Source organism: Candidatus Hydrogenedentota bacterium (genome assembly GCA_013359265.1).
Lineage (GTDB): Bacteria > Hydrogenedentota > Hydrogenedentia > Hydrogenedentales > SLHB01 > JABWCD01.
Window position 1 is genome coordinate 1 of record JABWCD010000044.1, and the last position, 25,691, is coordinate 25,691.

Here is a 25,691-nt window from a genome sequence, read left to right on the forward strand (position 1 = left end):
GAATGGAAGCAAGGCGAAACGGATACGGACCCAACAAGGAAGACCGCCACGCCGGTCAAGGTTGATTTACCTTCTCATGGAAGCACGAGCACGAGCACGGGGTAAGGTACGGTTTTTTCGTTCCCAAATTTTTGTTAACCATGTCTCAGGTTGGACAGTCGGTACTTCGTAACGAGTAATATCGATTACGATTACGATTACGAGCACGATTACGAGCACGAGCACGCGCAGGAGCACGAGCGGGAGCACGAGCATGAGCACGCGCAGGAGCAGGAGCAGGAGCACGAGCACGGAGGAGACGGTGCGCTCAAACTTGAATTGCTTTAGAGCCTCTAACATTAATGCCGAAACCCCTTCAGGGTACATTCCCTAATGCGGGTGGTTGGTACCCAGGGTAGTCCCGCCTGCGTCGAAGCGACTTCGGCGGGCCAACCCTGGGCTGCGCGCCGAAACCCCTTCGGGGTAAACGCAAGGACGTTATTATTGTTAGAGCCTCTTAATCCAAACATCTGAAGAATCCCACTTCCACGCCGAAAATCGGCCCGCGCTCGTATTGCATTGTGTCGCGGTAGTGCGCGTACGCCGCGCAGCGGTCCGCGTCGATGAGATGGTCGTTCCCTTTTTCGTACACGATGTACCCCATCGCGCCGATCGCGTACGTGTGCGACGCGTATTGCGACTCGCGGTCCGGCAACCGCGGAAACACGATCGTCCGTTCGCGCATGTGCCGCGCGAGCAGGTCCGTCATGAACGCTTTTGCGGGACGCCTGTCCTTCGTGCCGTCCGGCAAGGGTTCGAGTTCGATCGCGCCGCCGAACTCGATGCACTCGATCTTCTCGCACCACGCCTGGCCCCGCGCCATCAGGTTGTGCGCGACCGCGCGGCCGTTGTTGCCCGCGTCGATGCCGATGCGCCGGAACCTGTATGCGTCGTCGAGCGCGGCGATAATGTCCTGCTGGCGCGCGTAGTTCACGCCGTCGAGACGCAACCGCAATACGTTGATGAGGTGCGGCGGGTCCGCGCGGTACACGACAAACTCGGACGGATCGCGCGCGTAGCCCAGGTCGCACCCGAGATAATGCGCGCCCTCGACCGCGCCCGGCGCCTCGAACGCATCGCCTTCCGCCAACGTGATGTCGTGAAACGCGAGGCCCTCGTCCACGCACGCGAGATAATCGTCGAGATCGAACACGGCGTGCGCCGGCGAACCGTGCTGCCCCAACACGCGATGGACGTATCCCGGTGAATTCTTTCCGCCGTACAACAGGGCCAACTCCTCGTCCTTCGCCCGCGAGAATTCCGGGTTCAACGTAGACGGCCAGTTGTGCCGCTCCGCGTCGGGCATCTGCGTCATGCGGTAGAACGAGTTCCGCAACCCGTTCGGCACGCCGTAGACCCAGCGCCAGCCGCCGCCGTTCAGCGCCTGATACAGTTCGCCCCACGCCGACTCCGTCATCTCCTGCGCCTCGTCGACGATTTGCCAATCCACGTGCAGCCCCTGAAAGTTCATGCCGTGCGGCCCGGCGATCCGCCCCCATAACACGAACCCGTTCCGGAACCGCAGGTACCACGAGGGCGACCGCTTCACCTCGACGAGGTCCTTCGCGAACTCCGGCGACGACTCGAACCGGTGCACGATCCGCTGCATCAACGGAAACAGATGGTTGTCGCACTGCGTCGCGATCAGCATCTCGGTGTCCGGCCGCGCCGCCATCGCCCACGCCGCGACGATCTCGATCTCCGACGTCTTGCCCACGTCGCGCCCGTCGCAATGCACTTTCCGCGCCGCAAACGATTCGAGCGAATCGATCTGGTACGGACGCGGCTCCCACGGGTTGCCTCCGCCATCGACAATGCGCGCGCGGGCGAACTCCGTACGCTCCATGGTGTGCACGACCACGGCGCTCTCGCTTTGATTGAATTTATGTTGTTTCAGTTCGCCGCGAAGTTTCTCCGCATCCAGCCGCAACGGTGCGGCGGGCCCGCCGGTCCGCGTGCTATCGGCGGGTGGGGTATCCTTTCACGTGTCCGGAAGTGGAACGGATTCGCAAGCTCCGCCGGCGTCATCCTGGACCGTTGCGCGCGGCCCGGCCTCGACGATTGACGCTTCGATGGCGCGTTTCGCGCGTTTCATAAGCGGTTTGAGCCGACTGCCGAGTCCCATGTCTTCGCTTCGCAACCCGGCGCGCGCGGACGGCCCGGCGGCGGAATTGACCTTGCAGGTCCGATCGTTCGCCTTGAGGGCCATGTCGAGGTTTTCCTTGGTAAAGCTGTCCAGCACCTGGAAATCCGCGCGGCGCGAAACGATGTTGGCAAGAATGAGATTGCACATCTCGAGAGCGGCGACCATCGCGCGGTCGCCCTGTTGGGCGACCAGCGGTTGAAGGCCCGCGATGACGTACTGAATGCACTCCTTGTCCTGCTTGGTCGCGCCCGGCCCATCCAGATCGGACAGCCAGGCCTCCATGACTTTCTTTGCCCATTTCGTGTTACGTCGTGCCATGGTGTAGTCTCCTACATCTTGGCCCGGCGTGTTGCACTGTGGGGTGGCTTTTTGACTCCTCGCGGGCCCGCGAGGAGGCCTGCGATTTCCTTCTCGTTCCCGATTTTCTCGTTCCCCAACGTTCCAGATGGGAACGCGCTCTTGAAAAGCTCTGCTTTGTCGATTTGCGGCTCGGGCTACCCTCGAAACGCTACAAACAGCGCAATTCAAGTTTGAGCACACTGTCTGTTTCGTGCTCCTGCGACACTCGAACTGAATCGATTACGATTACGATTACGATTACGAGCACGATTACGAAGCACGAGCACGAGCACGAGCACGAGCACGAGCACGTGCACGCGGTGCAGTCGACCTTGAAACGCTCTGGCGCGCGCAACCTGCCTACGCCCTCGCGATCTGGACCTCGACGCTGATCGTGTGTTCGCCGCCGCCGAGCACAACGCCGCGCACGGGCGATACGTCGTCGTAGTCGCGCCCCCACGCAAGCGTGATGTGCAGGTCGCTGGGGATCATGTTGTTCGTCGGATCGAAATCCACCCAGCCGAACTTCGGACAGAACACGGACAGCCATGCGTGCGACGCCTGCGCGCCGGTCAGGTTGGGTTCGCCGTTCACGTCGCCGCCGTAGATGTAGCCGCTGACGTAGCGCGCGGGCACACCAACCGAACGCAAACACCCGATCTCGAGGTGCGCGAAATCCTGGCACACGCCGCGCCGGTTCTGCATCACTTCATCGAGGGGCGTTGAAACGGTCGTCGCCGCCGGGTCGTACGTGAAGTCGCGATAAATGCGCGCCGTCAGGTCGGACACCGCGGCCAACAACGGACGCCCCGCGGGAAATGACGGGACCGCGTACGCACGCAACACCGCCGACGCCCCGACGAACCTCGAATCGAACGCGAACCGATACGCATCGATATGGCCGGTTTCCTGCGACGCCTGGACCGCGTCTTCCCACGGAAGCGACTCGTTCAGGTCGAGGTATTCCACCGGATCCACGTCCACTTGCGCGTGCAGCGTCACCTCCATGCTGCTGTGCGGTTCCTGCACCGTGAAGTAGGTAAGTTCGTTGCCGAAGAAGTCCGTGCGCGGCTCGGAAAACAGCGCGCTCGACGGCGTGACCTGCAACTGCTTGTCGAGCACACGCTGGTGCCCGTCGTTGCGCGGCGAGAGGTGCGCGCGGTTGTAACAAATCGGCACGGTCTCGCTGTAATCGTAGCGCGTCAGGTGTCGAATCAAATACGTCATGCGTGCGGCACCGTGCGAATTGTCGTATTCGCGCGCGAGAATTCGGTGTGACTGAAATAGTGCCACGCCAGCGCGTCCGAAACGTCGCGCAACGTCTGCGACCACGACAGCAGCCGCGTCTCCAACCCGGCGCGGCGGCCCTGCGGCGTGACGGCCGCCAACTCGAAGATATCGATCAGCTTGAGGTCCGCGGCCAGCCGCGTTGTGAATTGCTGCTCGCGGCTCGCAAACGGATACGCCCTCTCGCGCGGCAGCGCATCGATGTGGCGCGCGAGGCGTTCGGTCTGGAACGCGACCGCGCGCGGATTCGAATCGTCCGTAACGAGCAAATCCAACACGGCGGGCGTTTGCAGATTGCCGCCATAACGCGACCGGTACGTCATCGCGCTGTCCGAAATCTCGAGCGCTGCCTGCAACACGGCGGACTCCGGATCGATCGGAATCACAAGGCACGATCGCAACAGCTCGACCGTGTTCAGCGTGCGCTCGACGCGCCGCCCGATATCGAGAAATCGCCAGCCCTGCCCGCGCGTCATGTTCTCCGTGGCGAGCCCGCTGAACGCCGCGAGGTCCGTGATCACCTGGTTGAGCAGCGCGAGCGCCTCGCCCGCGCGCGGTTCGCGAAACCCCGTGTCGGGAAATTCTTCCATCAACCGGCCGAGGATGCGCCACGTATCGAGCGACAGGCGGTCGCGCACCACCCACGCGACATTGTTCAGCGTGGCGAACACCGAACTCACACTGTTGATCCAGGTCCGATCGAACAACGCCGCGACGACGCGGCGCGCCACGGCGCGCGGATTGAATTCCATCTCATACCAGTTTTCGCCCGGCGGGTTCGGCAGCACCAGCGACAAGCTGCGCACGACCGCGGGCAACTCGCGCCCGGACGATCCGCCCGATTCGTCCGTCAGCCGCGACAGCACGCAGCGGATCGTGCGCGACGTGCCCTCGAGCCGTTCGAGGTACCGCCCCAGCCAGAACAAATTGTCCGCGGCGCGGCTCGGCAGATTGCTGACCGTGCGCTTGATGTCGATGCGCTGGCCCGCGGGCGGAAGCAGGCTGTGCGAATCGACCGGCCCGCTGGTGAGCGCCCACGTGTCCTTGCTGCCGCCGCCGCGCTGCATCGACATGACGAGCGAGTCCGGCGTTTCGCTGAACCGCGTCAGCCCGCCCGGCATGACCGCGTAGGCGTCGTCGCCGGCGGTCACCGCGTACGATCGCAGCATCATGTAGCGCGGCGTCAACCCGTTCCCGTTCCACACCGGCACCGACGACGGCGTCACGCGTTCCTGCGCGACGAAATCGAAGGGCCGCGCGTGGATCGATTCGAGCAGCGCCGCGCGTTCGCGGCTGCTGAGGTTCTCGACAAGCGTCGGGTTCCAACCGCGCCCGGAAAACGCCGGCGCAACCAACAATTGATCGAAATGATCGATGGTGTATTGAAGGTGATCGGGATGGGCGCACCACCACGTCGTTACCGACGGCAACCGGAGGTCTTCGCCGAGGACGCTCTTGCACAGCGCGGGCAACAACGCGCGCAGCGCCGGCGCCTCCAACGCGCCGCACCCGAGCGCGTTCGCGATCGCGACATTGCCCGCGTGCGCCGCCTGCACCAGCCCCACGAGCCCTGTTGCGGAATCGGTGCCGAACTCGAGCGGATCGCAGAGCTGATCGTCCACGCGCCGCAGGATCACGTCGACGCGCAACAACCCTTCGAGCGTCTTCAGGTACACGCAGTTGTCGCGCACGGTCAGGTCATCGTCTTCGACCAGCGTGAAGTTCAGGTACCGCGCGAGGTACGAATGCTCGAAATAGGTCTCGTGCGTCGGCCCCGGCGACATCAATACGATGGTCGGGTTCTCGCGGTTCGATGGCGCAAGCTCGCGCAACGTCGTGCGAAACCGCTCGAAAAACCCCGCGAGCCGCTGCGCGTTGCAGTCCTGCGTAATCGTCGAAAAGATGCGCGTGGTCACCAGCCGGTTTTCGAGCGCGTAACCCGCTCCCGAGGGCGCCTGCGTCCGGTCCGCCACCACCATCCACGTGCCGTCCGCGCGGCGCGCCAGGTCCGCGGCAAAAAAGTGGAGCCACGCGGCCAGCGGCGGCGCGAGCCCGTGACACGGCACGAGAAACGCCGGGTTCGCGTACACGAACTCCGCGGGCAGCAGCCCCTCGCGCACAAGCCGTTGCGGGCCGTAGATGTCGCGCGCAATGTGATCGAGCAGCGCCGCGCGCTGCGCCATGCCGCGTTCGAGGACCGCGAATTCCTGCTCGGAGAGAATCTGCGGCACGAGATCGACCGTCCACGGACGGTGCGACACGCGCGCGTCGCCGTACACGTTGTACGAGACGCCGTCCTCTTCGATCAGCGACATCGCCTGCTCGTGCCGGCGCTGGAATTCCGCCGCGCCGATCCGATCGATTAGCGATGCGTACGGTTGCCAGTGCGGACGCAACAGCCCTTCCCGCGTCGCCATCTCGTCAAAGGCGTTCGCCGCCGGCCGGTACATCCGAACGAGCGAATCCATATCGGCGTTTGTTTCTCGCGTCGCCATGCGCTGCTTCCGTTCCCAATAAAGGCGCGGCATTGTAACAAACGCCGCCACGGCCATGCGCCGCGCCTCCGGCAGGGACGGATGGCCGAACCCCCGGCATCAGTTGACGAAACGCCGGCGACGATCCGAACACGAAATCGCTTCAACTGCATTTGAACTTGGTGTGGCGTTGCCGCAACCGGATTCGCAAATAAAATGGGCGTCCCCAACCGAGCGTGGGGACGCCCTCGTCATCGTGCCTTCGCATACGTTCGCCTTATGCGGCGGCTATCGCATGGGCCTGATCGAACCGTGCGTGCAACGTCTTCAACGCGTTCCGAATCTGGCCGGTGTCGCGCTTCTCGACTGCTTTCTGCAGCTTCGGAATCGCGCCGCCCACCTTCTTCCCGTTGCGGACCGTGCCGAACAAGTGTCTGCTCACCGTCGACTGCGTCAGATTCAGCATCGCTGCAATCTCTTCCTGCGTCTTGCTGCAGAAGTAATACAGGTGCAAAATCTCCCGCTGGCGCGGCGTGAGCTGATTGCCCATCAGGTCAACCACAACCGGCAACACCGATTGAAAGAAGTCCTGAAGCGCGTAGCGCCGCTCCCGGTGTTCCTCCGTTTCGTACCACAGCGCCCGTTCCGACGGGACGCTTTCCAAATATGCGGATTGAGTCGGGATTTCCCAGAACTCAGGATTGAACCTCGCCATGACCGGATGCTCCTCTTGTTGTTGATCTGCTCCTACTTCGTCTGCCCCGTTGCGCCGGCATCTGCCGGTACTTCGGTTTGCCCCATCGGGCTCGGGTAATTCGCGCATCCGTTTCGTGTCGTACTGGATTGAGCATCGTTTCCACTCCCTCTCGTTTGTCCGCCTCGCAGCGGGGTTAATGGGCCTAAAACAGAAGCGCCGCCGGTGGGTTTTTGGTTCCCGCCTGCGGCGCCTGGTTTGCTTTGCTATGTGCTTGTTAGCGTTTAGCTATGCAGCACCCCCAGGACGGGAACCCCTGCGTGCGGCAGGCGCGTGTCGAGAATAAGTTGCGACACTACGCCCCAGACCGCCATACGCTTCTTGGCGGCTGCGCACTGCGCGGCGTTGTAGTCGAACTGGTTCACGTCCTGTATTCCTCGTTTCATCGGTTTGGCCGGGCCACGGGCCACGGCCGCTCTTTCTGCGCCAATATCTAAGCAAATTGGCTCGGAAAATGCAAGTAAACCCAAACGCTCAGGATACCTGCCGAACTTCCCTACACCCAAACATAGGCATATGCATACTTTTTGGAACACCCCTGTGTTCAATTTTGTACGCAATTTCCACAATTCGACCCTGGATAGAGCATTTTTGTGCACGCCAAGCAGTCCGCAGAATCTCGCAAAATATTCATGTTAAATGTGTTACAAAACATTCCGACTCATGGTATGGGCCTTGCTCTCTCTTGACGGATGAACCATCACGCGGAGCTGGTGCACGGTGCGTGCCCCAGACAGATACAGGGACGGAAGGGGACGGGGATGCAGGAACTAAAGGACGCCGCGAACGACACTGTGGTCCGCGGAAGGATTCTCATCGTCGACGATGAGAACGGTCCGCGCCAGGCGCTGCGGATGCTGCTGAAAGAAGACCACGACGTCTACCTCGCCGTAGACGTCCCAAGCGCACAAGCCGTCCTTGCCGAACAACCCATCGATCTTGTTATTACCGACCTGCGCATGCCGCGCCAATCCGGCACGGAACTGCTGCGCTGGGTCAAAGCCAATTTGGAAGACGTCGAGGTCATCATTCTCACCGGGTTCGGAGAACTCGATTCGGCCATGACCGCGGTCGAGTGTGGCGCGCTCGCCTACGTCGTGAAACCGTTCGACACCCAGGTGATGCTGCGCCACGTCGAGGAAGGCCTCGCCAAGCGGATCGAGGAGCGTGAACGGCGGCGGCTCGAGGAACTCGCGCTCGAAGCGAACCGCTTCGAGACGCTGGGCCGGTTCGTGACCGGCATGCTGCACGACCTCGGCACGCCGCTCGCCGTGATCACCGGCCAACTCGAAATCGTGTTACAGAAAGCGGAATCCGATGTGCCGCGCGACCGCCTGAGCGTGATCCACGGACAGATCGGGCTATGCACCGACATCGTTCGTTCCGCGATGAATTTCCTGCGCCACGAGACGCAGCGTTTCTCGATCCTCAACATCAACGACGTGGCGGACGCCTGCCTCAACGTCAGCCAACCCGTCACGCAGAAGCTGAACATCAAAGTCACCCGCGAACTCGCCCAGAACATTCCGATCTGCGAAGGCGACTTCGTCCTGCTGCGCCAGGCCGTGCTGAACCTGATCAACAACGCGTGCCAGGCGATGGACGGGACCGAAGGGCCGCGCGAACTCCACGTGCGCACCTGGCGCGAACCCGACGATATCTGCATTTCGATCAGCGACACCGGCCCGGGCGTTCCCCCCGAATTGCGCACGAAAATCTTCGACACCTTCTTCTCGACAAAGGGCGACCGCGGAACCGGCCTCGGCCTCGCCGCGGTGAAGAACATCATGCGCCGTCACAACGGCGACGTAATCGTCCGCGAAAACGAACGCGGCGGCGCGGACTTCGTACTTCGGTTCCCGATCAAACGGTAGGCTCCGGCGGGGCGCAAGCTCGAGCTTCGGGCGGCGCCGCAGCGTTCCTCGGTCGTCACGGGCCCATTCGCAAACTTTCGCTTTCGGTTTCCCTTTACCTACTCCGAATGGTACGATAATAGCGCTTTCAAATTCGGCGAGGATACGTTATGGCGACGACTGATCAACCTTCCCTCCAACTAAGACATCAACCGGTACCGCTTTTTGCAAACGGCTTTGAAATCCAAGTATCCAACGCCGATGTCATGGTTGTCTTTAGCGGAGGCGCCGAGCGTTACGAACTGCACATCTCCATGACTCTTGCCAAGACCTTGGGTGTCAAGCTTAACGAGGTCATCCGGGACATTGAAGATCAGATGGGGCAACCCATAATTACCGCAGACAAAATGAACGAAATAATCGAGACCCTCCGAAAAAAGAAGAGCAGCGCCCAGTGAATTACCGTCAAGTAGATCGGGAGCTAGACCGGCTTGCGACTTTGGAACGAGCTTGGAACGGCGAAAACGCTGCGCCATTCGCCGAGAACGTAATCCGCGCGTGCAAGGAACTTCTTGCGTGCCTCGAATTGGGGGGATTTACCGAGATCGATCTAATTCCGGACACGGACGGTAACGTGGTGATCCTCGTGGATGGCAATGGATATCTCGCGCGCTTCGACGTACGCGGCCAGTTTGATATTGAATACGACCTTGAAATTAACGACTACGAGTATCCAACCGAGTATTTCGGGTTAAGCGCGTTGCCGAACGCATTGAATACGTTGAGGGCCAGGTTGAGCGAACTATGCAGCTTGTCAGAAAGATTAGCCCAAGATGGTGGTTACGGGGAAATCAAAAGTTTGACCTCATCGCCTTCAAGGCAAGCACGAGTGATAAAGGCGTCTCCTCAGTCAGCCTTCCCTGCATTCTCGACTGCTCCGCTGACATATGTGCCCACCTAAGGCGGTACTATCTCAGCGAAAAAAGCGTCGGCGAACCCCTCGTCTATTGGATTTACTCTCTTGATCGCGTAAGAGAAGTCGCCGGTATTACCTCCGAGATTGAGGTTTCGGAGGAAGAAAGTACAACCGGCGACATCTGCCACCGCAGCGTGTTGAATATTGAAAAGCGCCATTCCAAAAAAGTGGCCGGCAGCATAAGGCCGGAGGACTGCTATTTCTGCGATAGTGGTACGGTCAGGCCTTGCACCGCTTCCGACTTCAATGCGTGGAAATCGCAACTCGGACCCGCCTGACGGATCGGCGCGGCCGGCGCAATTATCCCAGCCCCTCGATCTTCCACCCCTGCCGGTATCTCGGTTTCACAAACGTATTCGCCTCCGCGCAATCCGGCGAATACTTGGCGGCCGTGTCCCACCGCAGATCGCGCCCGGTTAACAGCGCAAGATTCCCCAACTGCATGATCTCCGTCATCGGCGCGGCAAAATCGGCGAAGTTCGCCATGGGCGCGGGCCCGCCCTTGCACGCGTCGATCCACTCTTGATGATGCCCCTTCACGCGCGGCAACGCCGGCGTGGGCGGTTGGTAGTCCTTGAACTTTTCCTTTGGGTACAGCACGTGCCTGTCGCCGGCCCAATCGATCGAGTACAGCGTACCCTCGCTTCCGACGATGATGCATCCGTTTGCATCGACCGGATCGCCGTCAATCAACGACGCCGGTGGCTTATGCCCGCCGTCGTACCAATACAATTTCAACGCGGGGTTTCTCCCCTGCGCGGGAAAGTCGAGACATAACTCCGCCCACGCCGGAAACGTTTCCGCGCACAGCGGCGAGCTCGCAACAATGCTTGCGCCATCGGGCATGCCCAACTGCAATCCAAGATAGGCGATCGCCGCGTTGTGAATGCCCATGTCGCCGATCGCGCCGGAACCAAAATCTTTCCACCCGCGCCATTTGAACGGGACGTACGCCGGGTGATACGGCCGCGACGGCGCGACGCCGAGCCACAGGTCCCAATCCAGCGTATCGGGCACGGGCGGTGAATCCGCCGGACGCTCGACGCCCTGTGGCCACCAGTTCAGCGCGCGATCGGTCCACACATGGATTTCCTTCGGCGTGCCGATCACGCCCGCGCGCAACATCTCGATCCCCGTCCGCGTGTTGTCGAACGAAACGCCCTGCGTGCCCATTTGCGTCGCGACTTTATATTCCTTCGCCGTCGCCGCCATCACGCGCGCCTCGTCAATGGTGCGCGTCAGCGGCTTCTCGCAGTACACGTGTTTGCCAAGACGCATCGCCGGCACGCCAATCGGCGCGTGCATGTGATCGGGCGTGCTGACAACAACCGCGTCGAACGCTGCCGAATCGTCCAATAGTTTTCGCCAGTCCGTGTAGCGCTTCGCGCCGGGGTATCCCGCAAGCGCCTCCGCCGCGCGCGCAGCGTCGACGTCGCACAACGCGACGATGTTTTCGACCGACGTCTCACGCAGGTTGGACGCCCCGCGTCCGCCACAGCCAACGACAGCGATGTTTAGTCTCTCATTTGGCGAAACGCTTCGCGGCACGACACGAGCCGTATTCGTCCTCGTAGCGCAACCGGCAACAACCCCGCTCGTCGTAACCGCGGCAAGAAACGCCCGACGGCTGAGTGTATTGTGATCCATGGCGACCTCCCTTCGCTTCCCGACGGCCGGCACATTTTCCTCGTCGAACTGTATTTCATTTCGTGCTCGTGCTCGTAATCGTAATCAAATACTCGACATCATTGGAAAGATGCTCGCTAATCTACGTCCGAGAAACTCATCGTCTCTTCGTCTCGAAACGACCTTCCATTTCGGCGCAAACCGCGAGCTTCAATTCCTCCCTCTCCCGCGCGCGTAAACAATCACCGCCGATCCCGGCGCCTCATCGATCCGAATACCAAACCCCTCCGCCATCAAGCGCCCACCCGCAATCGACTCGTCCGCGCTCGTATCCAAATTCGTCAAGGTGTACGTCGCCCCCTCGCCCAGCCCACGCAATCTCAAATGCAGCGTCGCATCGGGCGCCTTGCCGCGGCGAAATGCCTGCACAAGCCCCGCGTCTTTCTCCGGGTCATGGAATTGCCACGCGATCCATGCATCCTCTGCCGTCGTATACGGGGATAGCGGGTAATAATCCTTGCTGAAGAATTCCCGCACCCGCTTCAATTCGTTCACGCGCGCCGTCGCCTGTTCCCAAAACGCCGGATTCTCCGAGCGGTAGTCGAGCGCCATCGTGAACGAACTGCCCAATCCACTGCGGAACTCATAGGGATTTACCGATACCGCTCCGACGCCGTGTACGGGCAACCACAGGCTCAACGCGTGCGTCATGCACTGCTCCGCGATCGGGTCCCAGCAGTTGTCCGTGCGCCACAGAAACACGCAGCGCCGCAGCATCTCGAGATCGAGACGGCGTCCGCCGCTCGCGCAATTGTCGATGACAAGGTCCGGATGATCGCGGCGGAGCGTGTCGAAAAAGTCGTAAAGCCCCTCGATGTAACGAATCTCCCGAATGCCTTGGCGGTCTTCCGGTTCGTCGTTTCGCCAGTAATACAGAGGAAACAAATTGAAATCGTGGCGATAAACGTCGACGCCGTACGCGGAAACCTGCGACGAAATCTTGCTCGTTATCCATGCGCGGGCGTCGTCATTTCCGAGATCGAGCAGCCTGAATCCGTCCTTCTCGTGATAGGCAAGTTCCGGCGGCAGCCCCGCGGGTTTCAGCAGCCATTCCGGATGCTGCGTATCGAGCCACGTCCCCGGCATCACGCGTTCCGGCTCGAACCACTGCAAGTACTTCAGTCCGCGCGCGTGCGCCGCGTCGCTGACCGGCTTCAGCCCATTGGGAAAGCGCGCGGCGTCCGGCTCGGGGTTCCCCATCCCCAACGGAAATCCGCCGGCATTCCAGCCCGCATCCAACCAAAACGTATCGACGGGGAACGCGTGCGACGCAACCCGCTCGACGCAGTCAATCAGGTTCGCTTGTGTAACGTCATTGAACGAAACATACCCGTTCGGCGACGCTGCGATGGGCGGCACAACAGGCGCGCCGCTGAGGCGCGGAGTGAAATGCCGCAGCAAAAACCGGCGCAGTTGGTTCTGCCCCGCGAGCCAATCCCTGCCCTCCCAGCGAAGCGCCAGCACGCCCGGCGTGCGCGCGGCCTCCTTTGGGGCCAATCGAAAACGCGCGCGTTCCATGCCCGCCGTGACACGGACGCTACGTTCGTCGATTGCTTCAAACGTCGCTTTCCACTGGCCGGTCCATGCTATCCCAATGATGTACCCGCTGTGTGCCGTTGAAAGGTTGAAGAATGGAAGAAACCCGTCGGAGGAGCGCCCGCCATACGGCGAGAACGTCAGCGGTTTGCCTGCAACAAGCGACGCCTCCATCGGCTGAAAATCGGTCTGCTCGTTGTGGCTGCCTTTCGCGTAGCGCAACACAATCGGGCCGTCACCGTCCAACCGCAACACGGTGTCCAAGGGATACACGTCGGCAATGATGCCCGAATCCCTTTGGGAGTTGTTCGCGAACGTGACGAACTGTATCCACGCATCCGCGTCCGGAAAAGTTTCCCGCTGCGCAGCCAAGTCGAGTGTCTCACTGCGGTAAGTGACAAAATCGGCGCGCTCAAGCTCCGCGAGCGATTCCGCATAACGCGGGACCCAGCAATCGGGCTCGGCAGGCGGCGCCAACTTCGAATGTTTGCGCTTCCACCCCGCGAGAACATCGCGCGACGCCACGCCGTCGAGTGTGAACGAGAACGAATCCGGGCTGACGGATGGCTGATCCGCGTTCGCCGCGACGACGATCGCCGTGACCACCGAGGCGCGAACGAAAAGTACGAGCGTGTTGGACACGGCTACCGATCATTCCCCCGTCGTGGCTGGTTGCGAAATGGAGTCACCACGAACGCGGCCCTTCTTTACGGTCACCGAAGAATTCTCGAGGACGTTTCCGTCCACGACAATCGGTTTGTCCGCACCCGTTGTGTCATCCACCTCGACCACCGTGTTCTCGAACACGTTCCCGGTGACGATCGTTTTCCCCGCGCCGATCTTCACCAGCAGCTTCTCGTCGTTCGCGGTGTACGTGTGGTTGCCGGTGATGATCGCGCCGTATCCGCGCGCATCGATTGCGATCGCGCACTTGCCGCCCTTATCGACGGTGACAATATTGCCCTCGATCACGTGCCGCTGCGAATCGGCCCACGAACGGAACCCGATATCGAGATCGCCGCCGTCGCGCACATGAACGATGTTATTTGCCATGACGATGTTGTCCCCACGGTCCGACCCGAACGCCACGTGCGTTTTTGCGGTGATGTCCGCGTAGTTTCCGCGAATCTCGCCGGGGCCGGTGAGGATTTCGACAGAATCCGAGAAGGCATTGCCCAGGACATTGTTCAACACGCGCATGTTGCGCCCTTCGAGCATGATGCCCAACCGCCGCGCGTTCATGACATAGCAGTGCTCGATGGTGATGTTGTGGCACGGCTCGCCCCCGCCGCCAGGCCGCGCGCAGAACGCCTTGATGCCGCAGAACTCGAACCGCGCGTGCGACACGTTCGGATCGCCCTCGCCGATGGGGTTCGCGTCGCGATTCGCATCGACGTACAGATTGCGAATGACGATATGCCCCACGCCGGACCCAATAATGCGAACAACGTTCGTCTCCTGGGCCGGTGCTTGGACCAGCTTCGTGGACGGACCTTGTCCCTCCAGCGTCACATTGCTGCGCTCGATCAGCACGCCGCCCAACTGGCCCTCGACGCGCCGAATATCGAACGTCCCTTCCATCAGCAATACGCGCCCGCCCGCTTCCGGCAACGACTTGATCGCCGCGTTGATTTCCTCCTGATCGCCTTCTCCGTCGCAAACGTAGTCCGCTCCCGCCTTCGATCGATCGGAAGAATCGTGCGCCGCAATAACGCAGGTCGCCCCAGGCGGCGCAGGTTTCGGTTCAGCCTCGACGAGAAACGCAAGAGGCAAGAGCCAGTGAAGGAAAGGAGCGTTCATGGTTCACCCATTTGAATTCAAGCTTGAATTACCCAAATGCCATTGGAGTATATACGAAGAGATGCGCATTCGGAGGGCGGGTTTTCTAACCCGCCATTTCGTGCGGACGGCGGGTTGAGAACCCGCCCTCCGCGATCACGTCGCCTGCATCAGGTTCAGCAGAATAGACTCGATGCGCTTGCGGATTTGCTCGTCGGTAAGCCATCTGCCGTCGATCATCACGCCCGTGTGCCCCGTGACGATCGGCGTGTCCGCTTTGTCCGCCCGCGCCTGAACGTGGCGCATGCTGTGGATTGCCGCGGACTTGCTCTCCGCAATGGTTTCGTGCACGTCCTTCAACCCGCTCGCGCACCCCGCCACGTAGATGCCCGGTTGCGACGTCGCGTTGATGCCGCCGATTGTCTGTCCCGCGCGCACAAATCCAAAGCCGTTGTGTTCGATGCCGAGCACCGCCGCGGTCTTCGAAAATCCGGGCGACGCTTTCGCCCGCGTCGTCAGCACCACCATGTCGTAATCCTCGGTGGTGCTCAGCGGCTGGTTCGCCTCTTTGTATCGCACGCGCAACTGGTCGTCCTCGATCGGCGCGATCCGCTCGACTTCGCCTTCGACCAGCGCAACACTGTGCCGCGCGATGCGGCGCCAGAACGTCCCGAACGGGTCACCCTCTTTCGTCGTGGACGGATGCAGCACGACGATGTTCTTGATTTCCTGGTCCGCCATCTTGTCACACTGCGCCGCCGCGCACCCCGTCGCGAACCGGCTCGCGTCGTGCATGACGTACAACACGTTTTCCGGCGACGTCGAGTTGCTCAATTTCTCGACAAACCCGCCCGAAGGGCCGACCGGGGAGATCAGTTGCTCGAACTCCATGTACGACAGAATGTCCGGGTGCGAGCCGTACCCGTAGCGGTCCAACTCGCCCGAACCCTCGACCGCAAACCCCGTCGCCACGACCACCGCACCGGCCTTTCGAGTTAGCTGCTGTTCGGCCGCCATCTCGAAATGGATGGCCTTGTCGTCGCACACCTCGACGCAGCGCTGGCACGGCATGTAGTTCGGCGGATTGTTGAGGCAGGTCTCGATATCGATGACGTACGAACTCGGGAAAGCGTCGCGGAACGGCGTATAGATCGCTTTGCGCAACGTGATGCCGGCTTGAAACTGATTTGGCGCGACCTGCGGACACACCGTGTGACAGTGCCGGCACCGCGTACACGCATCCGTTACAAAGCGGGCCCGCTGGCGAATCGTCGCCGTGAAATCGCCCGCCGTTCCCGCCAATTCCACGATCTCCGCCAGCGTGAGCACCTCGATGTTCTTCTGCGCGGCGATCTGTTGCGTCTTCGGCACTTCGACGCCGTGCGCGAAGCTGAACGATTCTTCCTCGTCGCTCAGCCGGCTCGCCATCACGCCGCCCAACACCGGTTCGCGCTCGATCAGCACTACCTGGATACCATGCCGCGCCAGATCGAGCGCCGCGCGCATTCCCGCGACGCCCGCCCCGATCACAAGCACGGAATCGGTCATGACGCAACGCGCTCCTTTGCCGCCAGCGTATACCCCGCGTCGAATGCGCGCAGGTTGAGGTCGATCGTCTGCTTCTTGACCGTCGTGCGAATCGACTCCTCGACGGCCTCGCGCCCGACCACGTTCGTTGCGCCGACCAGATACCCGAGCGCAACGACGTTCGCGACGATCTTCCTGCCGAGACCCTCCGCGATCTTTGTCGCGGGCACGCTGTGGTGCGGCGATTCGTCCTTCTTCACGTGAACCAGGTCCGATTCGAGTATGAGCAATCCGCCGGGCTTCATCAGTGGACGGTACTTCACGTACGCCTCCTGAAACAGCGCCACGAGCACGCCGGGGTGCGAGACCAGCGGATAGTCCACCGGCGCACTCGACACAACCACGTCGGCGCACGACGCGCCGCCGCGCGCTTCCGGTCCGTACGATTGCGTGAACACCGCCGATTTGCCGTCATACAGCGATGCCGCTTTTCCAAGCAAGAGTCCGGCGAGCACTACGCCCTGGCCGCCATACCCGCTGATTCGAATTTCGGTTACTTCGCTTCCGGGAGATGTTTCCGTCATACCTACTGCTTTCTATTACGCCCCCGCGCGGTGCACGACTTGCGGCCGGAACGACGCCCGGTCCACGTCGACGAAATCGCCCACGTAAATCGGGCTGTCCTGTTGCGTCAGGTCGATGTCGACCGCGCGCAGATCGATTTCGTTGTTCACTTCGCACCGGCGAAGGTAGTTCTGCATTTCGCTCAACCCGTCGCCAATATCGTTCGGCCTGCCGAAGCCCGTCGGGCATGGCGACAATATCTCGATAAACCGGAACCCTTGCTTGTTCATCGCGCGCAAGAGCGCCGTGCGCAACTGGCGCACGTGCAGCACCGTCCACCGCGCGACGTACGACGCGCCAATCGCCTGCGCAAGGAACGGCAAGTTGAAGGGCCGCTCCCAACATCCGTGCGGCGTCGTCCGCGACATCGCGCTGAGCGGCGTCGTCGGTCCCGCTTGTCCGCCCGTCATTCCGTAGTTGAAATTGTTGATGCACAACACGAGCAGCGCGACGCTTCGCCGGGCCGCGTGAATAAAGTGGTTTCCGCCAATCGCGGTCAGGTCCCCGTCCCCGCTGATGACGGTGACGTGCAGATCGGGCCGATATGTCGCGATCCCGAGCGCAAACGGAATCGCGCGCCCGTGCGTCGTGTGATACGAGTCGATGTTGACGTACCCCGCCGCGCGCCCGCTGCAACCGATGCCCGACACGCAGACGTGCTGGTTCACCGGAATGCCCGATTCGGCGATCGCGTCCACGTACGTGTGCACCACCGACCCGATCCCGCAACCCGGACAAAGAATGTGCGGCAACCGGTCCGCCCGCATGAGCGTGTCCGCGGGGTGGGACTCGACTACGATTGAGCCGGCGCTCATTGGGCGAGTGCCTCCAAAATCTGGTTCGGCGTGATCATCGCGCCGCCGGGATGGTTCAGGCGCGTGACCGGCAACGGCGTGTGCCGCTGCACTTCGCGGCTCATTTGCCCGAGATTGATCTCGGGCACGACGAACCGCTTCACCATGCCGTTGTTCGCAAGCTCTTTCAGCGCGGTCTTTGGGAACGGCCACATCGTGATCGGACGCAACATTCCCGCGCGGATTCCCTGCATGCGCGCCAACGCGACCGCCCGCCGCGCCGAACGCGACGTGCACCCCAACGCCACCACAACGACGTCCGCGTCCTCCGTCTGCAGCAATTCATACCGCGCGATGCGGTCCGCGTTGAGCCGTACCTTGTCCACCAGCCGGTTGATCAGTTTCTCGTGCGTCTGCGCCGTGAGCGACGGGTACCCGCGCTCGTCGTGCGTCAGCCCCGTCATGTGTACGCGATACCCTTCGCCCGCGTGCGCCATCGGCGGCACGAGGTCCTCGTCGGCCTTGAACGGCAGAAAGTCCGGCGATCCCGGCGGCACATTCGGCCGTTTGCGCCGCACGCGCGGAATGTTTTCCACCGGCGGTATCGCCACGCGCTCCGTCATGTGCCCGACGATCTCGTCCATCAGCACAAACGCCGGCACGCGGTACTGGTCCGCCGCGTTGAACGCCGCGACCGTCAGATCGAAACATTCCTGCGGCGACGCGGGGCAATACACGATCACCGAATAATCGCCGTGCGATCCCCAGCGCACCTGGAACAGGTCCGATTGACCCACCGACGTGGGCAGCCCCGTAGACGGCGACGCGCGCTGCACGTCCACAATCACGATCGGCACTTCCATCATCGCGGCCAGGCCGATGTTCTCCATCATCAGGCTGAAGCCCGGCCCGGACGTAGCCGTCATTACGCGCGCGCCCGCCGCCGATGCGCCGATGATTGCCGCCACGCTGCCGATTTCGTCCTCCATCTGCACAAACGTGCCGCCGACTGTCGGCAGCCGCTCGGCGAGGTGCTCCATAATCTCCGTGGACGGCGTGATCGGATATCCGGCGTAGAAGTCCAGGCCCGCCGCGAGCGCGCCTTCCGCGCACGCGTGGTCGCCAAGCATGAAGTGGTCGCCCGCGATGACGCGGGTTGTCTCGTCAACCGCTGGTGCGGCGGCCGGGGTCATGCGCTCGCTCCCACCGCAGTCGCGGGCTCGACCTCGCGCGTGAAGATCGCCAGTTCGGGGCAAATCAGGTCGCAGAACCGGCAGTGGATGCACTGCTCTTCCATGCCCTTGCGGACTACCGGAAAGTGATATCCCTTATTATTGATCGCCTCGGAGAACTCGAGGACTTCCTTCGGGCAGAATTGGATGCAGAAGTTGCAGCCTTTGCATCGGTTGGGGATGGTATAGACCTGTCCTCGCGGAACTTGAATCGACGCCGCGTCAATAGGGACGCGCGCTTGTACGGACATAGTTGTCCGCCCCCTCTGCCTGGACCCGGATTTCCCCCAACGCGGCCAGGCGCCCGCGATGATCCGTCCCTATAAATATACCCGAAAAGGACTATTTTTCCAAGTAAATAATGTCTCAGGGACTGTTACCGGCCCGCTGGGCCGGTGGCTGTTCCCGCTGGCCACAAGTCCGCGCTAATTCTTTAACAGCGCCCGGACTTCCTGTTCCAGTTCGCTGAGCAACACCGGCTTGGCCAGTATCTTCGTCGCGCCAAGGGCCGGGGCGTCCACCACCCGATCGGGAAACCCGCTCAACACCAGGATCGGCACATCCGGGTTGGCCTCGCGGATGGCCCCAATCGCGCTCGGGCCGTCCATCTTCGGCATGACCAGGTCCATCGTAATCACGTCGTACCGGCCGGTCCTGCATTTCTCGACGGCCACCGCGCCGTCCTCCGCGGTGTCCACCTCGAAGCCGGACATTTCGAACCAGCGATTCAACGCAAACCGGATGTTCTCTTCGTCGTCAACAACTAGGATACGTGGTTTTGTACTCATGCAGCGTTCCCAAGATCGCGACACTATAGCCGCTTGACCGCCCCGGCGCAACGACGGCCCCGCGCGTCCGCGCGATTTCCGCGATCGCCTGATATACTCCCGGCGTTGCGGGACTGCGGATTGGTTGGGGCGCGTTCGCATGGCTCAACGAAATTCACGCCGGTACGTCTTCGCGCACCCGTTGGTCGGTGCGTCCTCGAGCGTCTGGCGCCGCTTGACGCGCGCGCACCAAGTCGATCCGCCGTTCTGGCCCAAAGCGCTGAACGTCACCGTATGCACCGCCGCCGCGGCGCCGTTGCGCGCGCTCGATCGCCGGTTCATACGAACGAACGCGCCGCCTGCGAAGCCTCCCGTCTTCATCATTGGACATTGGCGCAGCGGCACTACGCACCTGCACAATCTGCTCTGCCAGGACGCGCAGTTTGGCTACGTCAGCACGTTCCAAACCATCATCCCCGGCGGCTGCATCTCGGGCAGACGCATTCTCGCCCCGATCATCCGCGCGCGCATGCCCACCGAGCGCCCCATGGACAACATGGAACTCACGCTGTTCGGCCCGCAGGAAGAAGAGATCGCCCTCGCGCACATGACGCCGTGCGCGTACTATCACGCGCTGTACTTTCCGCGCGACATGCGCTCCTTCTTCGATCGCTACGTGATGTTCGATCGCATCCGCGACGACGAACGGAGCGAGTGGGCAAGCTGTTACCGCGCCCTGCTTGCAAAGGCGAGCCACATAGCCGGCGGGCGCCGGCTCGTCCTGAAGAACCCCGCCAACACCGGGCGCATTTCCGCGCTGCTCGAGTTGTATCCCGATGCGAAGTTCATCCACGTGTATCGCGATCCCTACGTCGTCATTCCGTCGACAATCCACTTCTACGACCGCATCCTTCCCATTACCGTCCTTCAACGGTTCGAGCGCACAACGCTTGTGGACAACGTCTACGCGATGTACGAGGCCCTCGTCGCCCGGTGCCTCGAGACGCAATCCGCCGTGCCGGCCCGCCAATGGGCCGAGGTGCGCTTCGAGGACCTCGAACGCGATCCGATTGGCGAATTGGATCGCCTGTACCGTACACTCGATTTGGGGCCGTTCGACGCAAGGGATCGGGTCGCGTCGTACGCCGAGGCGAAGGCGGGCTATCGCAAGAATACATTCGAGCTGGAACCAACCGTGTCCGACCGCATCGCCGCAGTGAGCAAGGCGGCCGTCGAGCGGTGGGGATACACGCGGCCGGGCTGGACAGCGTAGACGACGAGGGAGCCAACAATGCTGAAAGAACCGAACCGAATTCCGTTGCGGCACGTCATTGGCGCGCTCGCCGTGCTCCTATCGTGCGGCATGCTGCTGCCCCAATGCGATCCCGGCGGTCTTAAGGCAACCGACTTCGTGAAGGTGAGCCAGAACGGTTTCGATCCCGTTGACCACGACGAAGACATTAATAGCTACGCGTGGGCGATGCGCTACTTCAAGGCCGACGACGCGAAGGACGGCCACGTCTACGTCGGTACGGGCAACAACATCGCCGGCCTCATCGGCTATTACTTCACGACGCTCCTCTCCGGCGAAGACATTGACCCGGATGAAGCGCCCGCGCGCCCACCCGAGATTCGCAGGCACCGGCCCGACCTCGGCGCCGACGTGTGGGAAACCGTGTTCGACTACCGCGACGTCGAGCCGAACGAAGAGTATCGAACGACCGGCTTCCGCTACATGGACGTCTACCGCGCGGTGGACGACGCGAACAAGGGCCAACGCGCAAACTACCTCTACACCGCGACGCAGGGGCTCGAATCTGTGTTGTGGCGATCGAAGACCGGCGATCCCGGCGATTGGCAACAGGTATTCACCACCGGCGAAAACGGCGCTTCGATCCGTTACTTCGCCGAGCACAATGGCAAAATGTACCTCGCCTATGCGTTCGACACCTACGAGTCCGATCCGCCGCCCGGCGAGATTTGGGTGTCCGACGACGGCCTGAACTTCGATCCGCTCATGCAGGACGGCTTCGGCAATCCGAACAACCGCGGCATCGAGTTCCTCGTTTCGTACAACGACTGGCTCTACGCCGGCACGAAAAACGACACCGAAGGCTACGAAATTTGGAAGCTCGAAGGCCCGGACAAAGGCGCGGGCGCAATCAAACTCATCGACGGCGGCGCAACCGATTCGCGCAACGAGATCGCGGGGACGCCCTGCCTCTTCAAGGGCCACCTCTACGTTGGCAGTATCATCTTCTTCGGGTTCAATCCCACGCAGGCAAACGGCTTCAAAGGCTGCGACATTATCCGCATCGACGAAAACGACGAGTGGGAAACCGTCGTCGGCCCGAAATCGCTTTCCGGCTACGATTCCGGCTTCAACTTCTTCACCAACGCCTACTGCTGGTGGATGGAAGAGCACGACGGCTGGCTTTACGCCGGCACGTGGGACCAGGCGACCGTCTTGTCGTGGTTCCTCGACGACCTGCCCACGCTCATCGCGTTCATCCGCACCGGCGAGATTCCCGATGACGTCGAAGACCTGCCGCTCGAATACGAGCAGTGGTACCAACTCACGCAAGCCGGCGCCGACATCTTCAAAACGCAGGACGGCGTCCACTGGTTCCCCGTCACCATCGACGGCATGGGCAACCGCACCAATTACGGATGGCGCACGATGGAATCCACGCCCGGCGGCTACCTGTACGTCGGGTCCGCCAATCCCTCCGACGGCCTCGAAATCTGGCGCGCCATGACACCCACGACGGAGGAATAGCGCAGCCGGACCCTAGCGCAATTCAAGTTTGAGCACGCGGTGCAGTTGACTTTGAAACGCCCTAATCCCGGCCGGCCGCGTATTATTGCGAGAGGCCCTTAACGGCGGCGGCCCTGGATAGTCTTGACGGCTTTGTGTTCTTGACGGTCGCTTTGCCCAACTTCTCAATAAACTCTTGCGCCTGTTGAAGCACCGCCTTGCGGTCGCCGATGGCCTCGGCGCGTCGAATCATTTCGCTCAGGTCCATTCCAAGCGCGTGCGCAACCCGGTCAAGCGTCTTCAGGTGCGAACGCTTACCGCGCTCGATATACGACACTTCGGCTTGCGTCACTTTCGACTGCTTCGCCAAATCGGCCTGCGTCATGTCCTGATGTTCGCGGTACCGGCGCACAATAACGCCGATGCGCAAACCCAAATCGCGCTCTTGGCCTATTGCCTTTTTCATACGCCCTCTTGATATTGTTCCGTCAAGTACACTCATGGGCTTGCCAACCACGTAATGGGGTCGATCAATGTGGATCGTGAACTAGCGCAATTCAAGTTTGAGCACACTGTCCGTTTCGTGCTCCTGCTCGTGAGTCGTCATCGTACTCGCACTCGATACTCGAAACGATCGAGTACGATGACGAGCACGAGCACGAGCACGCGGTGCAGTCGATCTTGAAACGCTCTAATCGCAGACCCCATCGCCATCCGCATCCGGGAACGGCAACACAAATATCTGCGCGCAGTCCTTGCCCGCGTACGTCTTCACCGGTTTGCCGTCCGAGTCAAACGACGGGACGGCGCGGGAGTACGCGAACAGCGAACCGTCCGGCGACCAGACGAGATCGGCGCGGGGGTTGTCCGGGTCTTCGGGCGTGAGGAGTTTGGTCTCGCCGAAACGGGGGCCGGGCTTGACGCAGGTGACGGCGACGGCGCCGTTGGTGTGGTACGCGATCGAGTTGCCGCTGGGATGCCAGCGCACGCCGCCGCTCACGCCATCGGGACAATGCGTCGCCTGCATCGGACGCTTCGCGGGGTCCGTGTCCTGGTCCGATCCGTCGGACGCGATGATGAAGATTTGTTTCGTACCGTTGGCGTCGTTCGCGTAGTAGGCGATGCGATCGCCCTCGAGCGTGCCGCGCGCGACGCCGGACGCGTTGGTCTGCGTGAGGCGGCGGATGCGCAAACCCGCCGGCGGCGTGGGGTACTCGGACTTGCTGCCCGCCTTGGCCGTAGTGATGTCGATCGCCGCGGGCACGTCCACGACGAAAAGCGATTCCTCGTAATCGACGCCGTTCGCCGCGCGGACCTTTCCGATGAACGCGCGCATGTAGCCGTGCCGGCCGATCCACGAGTCGCCGGATGCGATTTCGATTTCGCCCGGTTTCGATTTGCCCGTCGGCGCCGGTTTCACCAACAGGCAAAAGTAGTGCGTCGCGCCGCCGGGCGCGTCCGCGCGCGGTTCCATGTAGCCGATGGTGCGGCCGTATTCGGTAAGGAAAAAGTCGTCGTACGTGAAGCCGACGCGCTTGCCGTCCATCGTGTACTCGTGGCGGTGCGTGCCGCCGCGGTGCGCGCCGGGCGGCGTGTTACGCGTGGTATCCACGTCGCGGCAATCGAGCCACACCAAACGCTGCGAGCCGTCCGCGTCGACCTCCGCGCCTTTCCGGTTGGGCTTTCCGTAGTAACCGCGCAGCGGCACTTCGTCCACCAATGGGCCGTGAATGAACACGACCTTGTTTTGAATCGGATGGTACGACGCCGCGCCGACGCCGGGCGCGCAATCTTCCCCCGTGAGCACCTTCTCCGGCTTGTAGATGATCGACTCGATACCGGTCGCGATCTCGACCTTCTCAATCGACAGCGAGTTGTTAATCCCGGGGCCAATCGTCTCGCGCGTGTCGTAACACAGGAACCTCTGATCCGGCGAAAAATTGTCGTTGTTGTCGAGGTTGTGGTTCTGCGGCGAGAACGTGATCTGGCGTTCCTGCGCGATGGATGCGGTGGACATGACGATGCTCCCTGCAACAATTGCGAATGCGAATGCGGACCGGAAACGAACACGATCGGACGTGGCTGCGTGCATGGATTCCCTCTCCCCAAGTGAACTGCGCCCAACGCAGTTTACGACATCGGGGGCGGCGCAGTCATTTGAATCGGGAACAGCCGCCGCGCGGGTTTGCCATTCGCCGGGTGGGACGGTCGGCGACAACGGTAACCCTCCTCCTTCGCTTGATTACGACTGCGGACCGCGGCGTTTCGCGCGGACTACACCAGGGGTCCGTGCGCTGCCGCCGAAACAACCACGTTGAGCTGGAAACAAAAATCTCCGGGAAATCGGTCTTCGCTACGCTTCACAGACTGGTTCAATGCGCCGGTCGTTACGCGATACAGCGTAGCCAAGTCGGCGTCCAACATGACTTTCTGGCCGCGTATGTTAAGAATAAGCGATTCGATACGTTGGGTCGACTTCATAACGCCTCGATGCTATGACCGGTCACAACTTGTGACCGGTTCGTTGTAAGTTTTGTGTTATCAGCGATCAACGCGTCTAAGGTCGCAATTTACGACCTTAAAGAAGTCCATTCTACAGCGGTTGGCGCCATGTCACCTTAATCTCATAGGGCGTTTGGCGGACGATGATGTTCTCGCGTTGGAGGCGTTCGCGCCCGAGGAGACGGCCTGCGCAGTGGATGACCTTTGGCCCATCGAACTTGGGGAGACTTGCGAGGACGGCGCGCGTCAGCACGTTGCCGTCGTTGTTCGATTTGCCGATCCGGTCGAGCGTGGGCATGGGAATCCTCGGCGATTGCGCTGCGAGTGGGAACGATAGCGTCGTGCGGGAGGCGGGTGCAAGGGAGAGCAAAGCAGAGCTTTTCAAGAGCGCGTTCCCAAATGGAAATTTGGGAGCGAGAACACAGCCGTTGGAAGGCGTTCCCAAATGATTCGCTGCGGCGAATTAGGAACGCGTGAGCGAGTGAGAGTCCCGGCTCCCGAGAGAGCCGGGGCCACCGCGACGCGAGATCACGATGGGATTCCTTACGCAGAGTTTATCACGTGTTGCAGTGGGGCAAAGCGGCGCTTTTCACGAGGGTCCGTAAGTTGGGAAGGTGC

25 protein-coding genes are annotated in these 25,691 nt (G+C 61.7%); 6 read left to right on the forward strand and 19 right to left on the reverse strand.

Annotated features, from left to right (window positions below; genetic code table 11):
* Positions 1-150: 150 nt before the first annotated feature.
* Entirely contained in the window at positions 151-327 is a 177-nt protein-coding gene (locus HUU46_24840) for a hypothetical protein (protein ID NUM56870.1), read from the forward strand.
* Positions 328-496: 169 nt separating this feature from the next.
* On the opposite strand, the gene HUU46_24845 is transcribed toward HUU46_24840, so the two are convergent.
* From HUU46_24845 to HUU46_24870, 6 genes are all read right to left on the reverse strand, one after another.
* The gene (locus HUU46_24845; GenBank protein ID NUM56871.1) at positions 497-1,900 is read right to left on the reverse strand and encodes a hypothetical protein; all 1,404 of its coding nucleotides are present in this window, start codon (positions 1,898-1,900) and stop codon (positions 497-499) included.
* A 120-nt stretch (positions 1,901-2,020) separates the two neighbouring features.
* Positions 2,021-2,503, reverse strand: coding sequence for a hypothetical protein (locus HUU46_24850; protein NUM56872.1), 483 nt, complete (start codon positions 2,501-2,503; stop codon positions 2,021-2,023).
* Positions 2,504-2,884: 381 nt separating this feature from the next.
* Positions 2,885-3,751 carry a transglutaminase family protein gene (locus tag HUU46_24855; protein NUM56873.1) on the reverse strand — a complete coding sequence of 289 codons (867 nt, stop codon included), beginning with the start codon at positions 3,749-3,751 and terminating at the stop codon, positions 2,885-2,887.
* Complete coding sequence (locus tag HUU46_24860; protein ID NUM56874.1) at positions 3,748-6,306, reverse strand: circularly permuted type 2 ATP-grasp protein; 2,559 nt, start codon at positions 6,304-6,306, stop codon at positions 3,748-3,750. Before HUU46_24860 ends, HUU46_24855 begins: the two co-directional genes overlap by 4 nt.
* 256 nt (positions 6,307-6,562) lie before the next feature.
* Complete coding sequence (locus HUU46_24865) at positions 6,563-7,249, reverse strand: hypothetical protein (GenBank protein ID NUM56875.1); 687 nt, start codon at positions 7,247-7,249, stop codon at positions 6,563-6,565.
* A gap of 14 nt (positions 7,250-7,263) precedes the next feature.
* Positions 7,264-7,425: a hypothetical protein gene (locus HUU46_24870; protein NUM56876.1), complete on the reverse strand. Its 162-nt coding sequence runs from the start codon at positions 7,423-7,425 to the stop codon at positions 7,264-7,266.
* A 375-nt stretch (positions 7,426-7,800) separates the two neighbouring features.
* Here HUU46_24870 and HUU46_24875 point away from each other — a divergent pair, with 375 nt between their 5' ends.
* From HUU46_24875 to HUU46_24885, 3 genes are all read left to right on the forward strand, one after another.
* On the forward strand, positions 7,801-8,913 hold the full coding sequence (locus tag HUU46_24875) for a response regulator (GenBank protein NUM56877.1): 1,113 nt from the start codon (positions 7,801-7,803) through the stop codon (positions 8,911-8,913).
* A 149-nt stretch (positions 8,914-9,062) separates the two neighbouring features.
* Entirely contained in the window at positions 9,063-9,350 is a 288-nt protein-coding gene (locus HUU46_24880; GenBank protein NUM56878.1) for a hypothetical protein, read from the forward strand.
* Complete coding sequence (locus HUU46_24885; protein NUM56879.1) at positions 9,347-9,853, forward strand: hypothetical protein; 507 nt, start codon at positions 9,347-9,349, stop codon at positions 9,851-9,853. Before HUU46_24880 ends, HUU46_24885 begins: the two co-directional genes overlap by 4 nt.
* A gap of 315 nt (positions 9,854-10,168) precedes the next feature.
* On the opposite strand, the gene HUU46_24890 is transcribed toward HUU46_24885, so the two are convergent.
* From HUU46_24890 to HUU46_24930, 9 genes are all read right to left on the reverse strand, one after another.
* Positions 10,169-11,515, reverse strand: a complete 1,347-nt coding sequence (locus tag HUU46_24890) for a Gfo/Idh/MocA family oxidoreductase (protein NUM56880.1) — start codon at positions 11,513-11,515, stop codon at positions 10,169-10,171.
* 189 nt (positions 11,516-11,704) lie between these two features.
* Positions 11,705-13,732, reverse strand: coding sequence for an alpha-galactosidase (locus HUU46_24895; protein ID NUM56881.1), 2,028 nt, complete (start codon positions 13,730-13,732; stop codon positions 11,705-11,707).
* 9 nt (positions 13,733-13,741) lie between these two features.
* Complete coding sequence (locus tag HUU46_24900; GenBank protein NUM56882.1) at positions 13,742-14,890, reverse strand: right-handed parallel beta-helix repeat-containing protein; 1,149 nt, start codon at positions 14,888-14,890, stop codon at positions 13,742-13,744.
* 135 nt (positions 14,891-15,025) lie between these two features.
* Complete coding sequence (locus HUU46_24905) at positions 15,026-16,417, reverse strand: CoB--CoM heterodisulfide reductase iron-sulfur subunit A family protein (GenBank protein NUM56883.1); 1,392 nt, start codon at positions 16,415-16,417, stop codon at positions 15,026-15,028.
* Positions 16,414-16,980 (reverse strand): 2-oxoacid:acceptor oxidoreductase family protein, encoded by a 567-nt coding sequence (locus tag HUU46_24910; GenBank protein NUM56884.1) that lies wholly within the window; start codon positions 16,978-16,980, stop codon positions 16,414-16,416. The genes HUU46_24905 and HUU46_24910 overlap by 4 nt, the downstream gene beginning before the upstream one ends.
* Before the next feature lie 15 nt (positions 16,981-16,995).
* On the reverse strand, positions 16,996-17,835 hold the full coding sequence (locus tag HUU46_24915; protein ID NUM56885.1) for a 2-oxoacid:ferredoxin oxidoreductase subunit beta: 840 nt from the start codon (positions 17,833-17,835) through the stop codon (positions 16,996-16,998).
* Positions 17,832-19,007 carry a 2-oxoacid:acceptor oxidoreductase subunit alpha gene (locus HUU46_24920; protein ID NUM56886.1) on the reverse strand — a complete coding sequence of 392 codons (1,176 nt, stop codon included), beginning with the start codon at positions 19,005-19,007 and terminating at the stop codon, positions 17,832-17,834. Before HUU46_24920 ends, HUU46_24915 begins: the two co-directional genes overlap by 4 nt.
* Positions 19,004-19,297, reverse strand: coding sequence for a 4Fe-4S dicluster domain-containing protein (locus HUU46_24925; protein ID NUM56887.1), 294 nt, complete (start codon positions 19,295-19,297; stop codon positions 19,004-19,006). The genes HUU46_24920 and HUU46_24925 overlap by 4 nt, the downstream gene beginning before the upstream one ends.
* Before the next feature lie 174 nt (positions 19,298-19,471).
* Positions 19,472-19,834: a response regulator gene (locus HUU46_24930; protein ID NUM56888.1), complete on the reverse strand. Its 363-nt coding sequence runs from the start codon at positions 19,832-19,834 to the stop codon at positions 19,472-19,474.
* 139 nt (positions 19,835-19,973) lie between these two features.
* On the opposite strand from HUU46_24930, the gene HUU46_24935 reads away from it, so the two are divergent.
* A complete protein-coding gene (locus HUU46_24935) occupies positions 19,974-21,086 on the forward strand; it encodes a sulfotransferase (protein ID NUM56889.1) in 1,113 nt (370 codons plus the stop codon).
* Between the two features lie 18 nt (positions 21,087-21,104).
* Entirely contained in the window at positions 21,105-22,592 is a 1,488-nt protein-coding gene (locus tag HUU46_24940; GenBank protein ID NUM56890.1) for a hypothetical protein, read from the forward strand.
* An 82-nt stretch (positions 22,593-22,674) separates the two neighbouring features.
* On the opposite strand, the gene HUU46_24945 is transcribed toward HUU46_24940, so the two are convergent.
* The 4 genes from HUU46_24945 to HUU46_24960 form a co-directional block, all read right to left on the reverse strand.
* Positions 22,675-23,037 carry a helix-turn-helix transcriptional regulator gene (locus tag HUU46_24945; GenBank protein ID NUM56891.1) on the reverse strand — a complete coding sequence of 121 codons (363 nt, stop codon included), beginning with the start codon at positions 23,035-23,037 and terminating at the stop codon, positions 22,675-22,677.
* A gap of 225 nt (positions 23,038-23,262) precedes the next feature.
* Positions 23,263-24,588, reverse strand: a complete 1,326-nt coding sequence (locus tag HUU46_24950) for a DUF3748 domain-containing protein (protein ID NUM56892.1) — start codon at positions 24,586-24,588, stop codon at positions 23,263-23,265.
* 257 nt (positions 24,589-24,845) lie between these two features.
* Positions 24,846-25,052, reverse strand: coding sequence for an ORF6N domain-containing protein (locus HUU46_24955; GenBank protein ID NUM56893.1), 207 nt, complete (start codon positions 25,050-25,052; stop codon positions 24,846-24,848).
* Positions 25,053-25,164: 112 nt separating this feature from the next.
* Complete coding sequence (locus HUU46_24960) at positions 25,165-25,371, reverse strand: hypothetical protein (GenBank protein NUM56894.1); 207 nt, start codon at positions 25,369-25,371, stop codon at positions 25,165-25,167.
* Positions 25,372-25,691: the final 320 nt, after the last annotated feature.